This is a genomic window from Gilliamella sp. B2717 (genome assembly GCF_026536675.1).
GTDB lineage: Bacteria > Pseudomonadota > Gammaproteobacteria > Enterobacterales > Orbaceae > Gilliamella > Gilliamella apicola_I.
The window spans coordinates 1-2,798 of sequence record NZ_JAFNNQ010000034.1; the positions used below are offsets into that span (position 1 = coordinate 1).

The 2,798-nt window shown below is 26.9% G+C and carries 4 protein-coding genes; all 4 read left to right on the forward strand.

Annotated elements, in window-relative coordinates; translation table 11 throughout:
* Positions 1-882, forward strand: an 882-nt coding sequence (locus tag J3U35_RS05560; RefSeq protein WP_267360108.1) for a glycoside hydrolase family 19 protein, incomplete at its 5' end; no start/stop codon positions are given.
* 1 nt (position 883) lies between these two features.
* Positions 884-1,861 (forward strand): hypothetical protein, encoded by a 978-nt coding sequence (locus J3U35_RS05565; RefSeq protein WP_267360110.1) that lies wholly within the window; start codon positions 884-886, stop codon positions 1,859-1,861.
* Positions 1,862-1,871: 10 nt separating this feature from the next.
* Complete coding sequence (locus tag J3U35_RS05570; RefSeq protein WP_267360111.1) at positions 1,872-2,123, forward strand: hypothetical protein; 252 nt, start codon at positions 1,872-1,874, stop codon at positions 2,121-2,123.
* Between the two features lie 2 nt (positions 2,124-2,125).
* Positions 2,126-2,554: a hypothetical protein gene (locus J3U35_RS05575; protein ID WP_267360112.1), complete on the forward strand. Its 429-nt coding sequence runs from the start codon at positions 2,126-2,128 to the stop codon at positions 2,552-2,554.
* Positions 2,555-2,798: the final 244 nt, after the last annotated feature.

A 2,798-nucleotide genomic window follows, 5' to 3' on the forward strand; every position in this document is an offset into this window, starting at 1 on the left:
GAAACTAAAAAAGAGCAATCAGCAGACACCACAACTAATCAAACCGAAACTTCATCAACGCCTGCCACTTTAAGTCAAAATGGTAAAGTTTGGTTTATGCATCCCATTGGAATCCAAATATTTAATTTTGAAAGTTGTATGTGTAATAAATGTATAACTGAAGAACAATTTAAATCTATTATACCTGAAGATGTTTTAAAAAATGGGTTATTTCATAAAATGAATAATGATCTAAAAAATATATCAATAAATACATTTCTTTCAAAGTTGAATGCATATTTTAAACAATATAACGTTACAAGTTGTTTACAGAAAGCTCATTTTATATCACAAATATTATGTGAAAGTGATTTTTTAAGAACTTCTGAAGAGTATAAAAATAGGGATGGTTCTATACCTAAGAATTGGAATAATTATAGTGGTGGTTCAAATTATCATGGTAGGGGACTAATTCAAATTACTCATGATTATAATTATAAATCTTTTGGTAAGTATATTAAAAATGATTTGATTAAAGATAACCCAGATCTTATATGCTCTGATTTGGATTATACAATTAAATCGGCATTTTGGTATTGGATTGAAGGTAGTGCATGGGGAAATGTAAATAATATTGCAGCAAATAATGACTTTCTTAAAGTTACCATGGCTATAAATGGGGGATATAACCATGTTGCAGATAGAAACAAAGCTCTTATAACTTTATACAATGAGTTTAATATCAGAAATTGTAAAGAATATCATGATATTAAAGTTGATAACTATTCTTTTGCTACTAGTGAAATGATTAATAGTAAATGGTATAAAAATAATACAGTTAAAGTACAAGAAGTTGAGGCAGCTTTAAGTGCTTTGTATGCAGATTTACAACACAGAGGTTAAAATGAAAAAAATTTATATTTTTACTATATTGCTTTTTTTTAATTTTCCGATATTTGCGCAAATATGTAAGGAAAGCAAATTAAATGTTATTAAAGGTCAATTTATTAATGGCAATAATTTTGAAGGAAAATATATTTATTGTCGTTTGAGTAATCCTGAAGAAGACAAAATCTCACAAATTAATTTTAATTTAAATATAGATGGAACAATTAATAGTTATATTTACAACGGAGGAGGTAATCCATCAATTGAAACTTCAAATTTAGGTGTAATTTCTATTTTTGATAAATTTGGTGGAATGGAAAGCCCAGCTAAAATAACTTATTTAGCTAGTTTAAATAAAAAATTAATCATACTAGGAGAAATTAATCTAGATTATTCTCAAGGACAAGTTGTTAGTTATTCTATACAGAATATTAATGACAAACTAGACATTATGAGCTCTATTTTCTCAGAAAAAATAAAGCATTATTTTATAGATAATACTCAATTGTCTTATCCTGATTATTTTTTATTGCTGTTATTTAATTCATTTTTGGAAAAAAACATTTCAAAAGATTGGATAAAGCAGTTTTATAAAAAATTAAATTTAATGCAGCATCAAGATATCATTAATATTTATAGTCAAAATGTATTTTTTAAAAATACTACACTTTGTAATAAAGATAAAAATGAAAAAAATGCATTTGGATGTGAAGTTAACAATACTCAATTATCGTTATGTTATGATTATATTAATTCTAAGTTATTCTATAGGTTTGGTAGCCAGTCAAAATTAGAATTGCAATTAGTAAAAATAATTGATGATAAAGACAAGAAAAAATCTGTAATAACCTTTACCAATAAAGATACTGATTATTTGGTGGATACAAACCCAGGAAAAGAAGGTGTGAGAATTAAAAGAAAAGAGATGCACTTTAAGAAGTTTGAATGTAATCCAAGTACTATTGAACCAATGATTTTAAATAGTTTCAATTAAATAGGCTGTTTTGATAAAAATTAAAAGGAAGAACATAATAAAATATTTAGAACAGGATGGTGATGCTGAAGATGCTATTTATGATTGGGCTAAAGAATTTGCATCAGCAGGAGTACGTAAAGGGAAAACAATAAGTAAGGGAAGAATAGCTGTTTTTGAAGGTTCATCATATTATCAAGGAGATGGGCTAAATTCTGCCCATATATTACCAGATCAAATGGTTGAAGCCTTAAAAGAATCGAAAAATGGAAATTGGAGGTAAATATGAAAAGGTTAAAGTTTGCTCTTCTGTGTTTCATAATATTTGCAATTAATTATTCCTTAATAGCTCAAGCTCAAAGTAAAGAACTTATCAAATTAGATTTTAACGATTTCGCTATTAAAACTAAAACAAAAATTAAAAATGCAAACTTTGCATATCATTATTTGATTAAGGTTTATGGGTGTGGTGGTGGTGCAATTTGTGGAGAGATTCGAAACTTACTCTCTAACAAAGTTATTGGACTTCCTAATGCTTATTTAATAGAAGATGAAAATGGAGAAAATGGGTTTTCTATAGAGTATCACTTAAATAGTAGTTTAATTATTATTTCTGGAATAATAGCGGATCCTGATGAAAATGAAGCTAACGAAGGATATAGAAGAAGATATTATAATTTCATAAATGAAAAGTTTGAGCTTTTAGAAAAATGATTAACATTATTGGGGGGCTACAAATTAACTATTAGATGTTAAAAATCGTGATGATATTAAAGTATGAACAATTCAATTTATGGATATAAATTGAAAAAGCTCTTGTTGAAAAAATTTTTTCATGCAGTTGGAGCATTAAGTAATACTAAGATGTGAAGAAAGTCAATTGTTCGTTCTTAGAGATTAGAACAACAAAGAAGAGATTATCAACGTTTTCCAGATGGTTATGAAGATGCACCCGACA

Coding starts and splice junctions, on each gene's coding strand:
- J3U35_RS05565 (WP_267360110.1), top strand. CDS start 884: ATGAAAAAAATTTATATTTTTACTATATTGCTTTTTTTTAATTTTCCG.
- J3U35_RS05575 (WP_267360112.1), top strand. CDS start 2,126: ATGAAAAGGTTAAAGTTTGCTCTTCTGTGTTTCATAATATTTGCAATT.